This window comes from Amycolatopsis sp. NPDC114503 (genome assembly GCF_055633655.1).
In genome coordinates, this window is sequence record NZ_JBVKDT010000032.1 from 1 (window position 1) to 2,420 (window position 2,420).

The 2,420-nt window shown below is 70.6% G+C and carries 3 protein-coding genes; all 3 read right to left on the bottom strand.

Translation table 11 applies throughout. The features are described 5' to 3' along the window. The coding region (locus tag ACZ7OI_RS49220) for an acyl-CoA dehydrogenase family protein (protein WP_470271018.1) at positions 1-545 on the bottom strand (545 nt) is incomplete at its 3' end. Then, positions 542-1,384 (bottom strand): HpcH/HpaI aldolase/citrate lyase family protein, encoded by an 843-nt coding sequence (locus tag ACZ7OI_RS49225; protein ID WP_470271019.1) that lies wholly within the window; start codon positions 1,382-1,384, stop codon positions 542-544. The genes ACZ7OI_RS49225 and ACZ7OI_RS49220, both read right to left, overlap by 4 nt. Beyond that, on the bottom strand, positions 1,381-2,420 hold a 1,040-nt coding region (locus ACZ7OI_RS49230; protein ID WP_470271020.1), incomplete at its 5' end, for an acyl-CoA dehydrogenase family protein. The genes ACZ7OI_RS49225 and ACZ7OI_RS49230, both read right to left, overlap by 4 nt.

The window sequence follows — 2,420 nt, forward strand, 5'->3', positions numbered from 1 at the left end:
ACGCTCATGCCGCGGTGCGCGGGTTCCGCGTCGCGATCGGTGATGCACAGCAGGCCGATCAGACCGGAGTGGGCGGCGTTGGAAATCCAGGTCTTCGAGCCGGTGATCGTGTAGCCGTCGTCTCCGTGCACGGCCTGGGTGCGCATGGCCTGGAGGTCGCTGCCGCCGCCGGGCTCGGTCAGCGCCATCGTCGCGCGGATACGGCCTTCCGCCATGGCGGGCAAGTACTTCTCGCGCTGTTCCGGAGTGCCGAAGGTCTTGATCAGGTACGTGATGACCGAGTGCCCGCCGATGGCTCCGGCCAGGCTCATCCACCCGCGCGCGAGTTCTTCGGTGACGCGGGCGAAACAGGCGGTGCTGACGTCGACGCCGCCGTATTCGGCCGGGGCGAGCAGGCCGAAGAAGCCGAGCTTCTTCATCTCGTCGATGAACTCGGCCGGATAGACGTCGTCGGCTTCGAACTCGCGGACCCGGGGCCGGACCCGTTCGTCCACGAACTCCGCGACCAGGGCGACCATCTGCTGTTCGTCGTCGGTGAGCGTCATGAGGAATTCGACACCTGCCCGTTCCCTTCTCGTGCCTGCCGGAGGACGCGCTGGGCGCGCTCCAGCACCGGCTTGTCGACCATCTGCCCGTTCACCGCGGCCGCGCCGCCCGCACCGGCGTCGAGGATCGATTGCGCCCAGCGGATTTCCTCGCGCGTCGGACGCAGCGCCGCGGCGGCGACCGGCACCTGTTTCGGGTGCACGCACAGCTTTCCGGCGAACCCGAGCCGCCGGGCGTAGCGGACTTCGTCGGTGAGGTGCAGCTCGTTGTCCAGATCCGCGGTGACGCCGTCGATCGGCCCGGGCAGTCCCGCTGCGGCGGAGGCGAGGACAAGCGCGCCCCGGGCGGCGACGAACGCGTCCCGGTCGGCCGGATCGGCGCCTAGTTCCGCGGCCAGGTCGAAGCTGCCGAACGCGAGGCGCTGCACGTTCGGGACGGTCGCGGTCTCCCGCGCGTCCAGAATCCCCCGGGCGGTTTCGACCAGCGCGATCAGGACCGGCAGGACGCCGAGCTGCTCGGCCGCGGCGCGTGTCGTCACCGGTTCGGCCTTCGGCAGCATCACGGTGCACCGGCGCCGCCTGAGCACGGCGAGGTCTTCGTCGTGCCAGGCGGTGCCGGCGGCGTTCACCCGCACCGCGCACTCGGGGTTCTCCTCGAGCCACGCGACGACTTGTTCCCGCGCGTACTCCTTGCGGTCCGGCGCGACAGCGTCCTCCAGATCGAGCACGACCAGGCTCGCCCCCGAGGCCACGGCCTTGCCGAAGCGCTCCGGCCGGTCGCCCGGGACGAACAGGAGGGTGGCCGCTTCCCGTGCCCGCGTCGCCGCGCGGCTGGTCATTTCCGCGCCTTTTTCGCCTGCCGGACGAGGCCGCCGCCGATGATGAGACGCTGGATTTCGCTGGTGCCCTCGTAGAGCCGCAGCAGCCGGATGTCGCGGTAGATCCGCTCGACCGGGACGTCGCGCATGTACCCGGTGCCGCCGTGGATCTGCACGGCGAGGTCGGCGACCTTGCCCGCCATCTCGGTGCAGTACAGCTTCGCGGCCGACGGCCCGATCCGGCGGTCCTCCCCGGACACGTACCGCGCGGCGGTCTCCCGCACCAAAGCGCGTCCCGCCATCACCCCGGTCTGCTGATCCGCCAACATCGCTTGCACCAGCTGGAAATCGCCGATCACCTGACCGCCCTGCGTCGCCGACGCGGCATACGCGACGGACTCGTCCAGCGCACGCTGCGCGGACCCCACAGCCAGCGCAGCAATGTGGACCCGGCCGCGCGCGAGGGAGGTCATCGCGGCCCGGTACCCGTCGTCTTCGTTGCCGCCGACGAGCACGGAGCCGGGTACCCGGACGTTGGTGAAGGTGACGTCCGCGGTCCACGCGCCTTCCTGGCCCATCTTCTTGTCCTTGGGCCCGACCTCCAGCCCCGGCGTGTCCGCCGGGACGAGGAACACCGCGATGCCCGGTCCGGAGTCATCCGCGGGCCGCGTGCGGGCGAACACGACGAACAGATCCGCCAGGGGAGCGTTGGTGATGAAGCGCTTCTGGCCGTCGATGACCCAGTCGTCGCCGTCGCGCACGGCTTTGGTGCGAAGTCCGGCGGGGTTGGATCCGGCGCCGGGTTCGGTCAGCGCGAACGACGCGACGACCTCGCCGGAGGCGATGCGTTCCAGCCACTGGCTCTTCTGTTCGTCGGTGCCGAAGCCGACCAGGACCTGTCCGGCGATGCCGTTGTTGGTGCCGAACATCGACCGCAGCGCCAGCGACGTGTACCCGAACTCCATCGCCAGCTCGACGTCCTGGGTCAGGTCGAGCCCGAGCCCGCCCCATTCCTGGGGGATCGCGTAGCCGAACAGGCCCATCTCCGCCGCCTGCG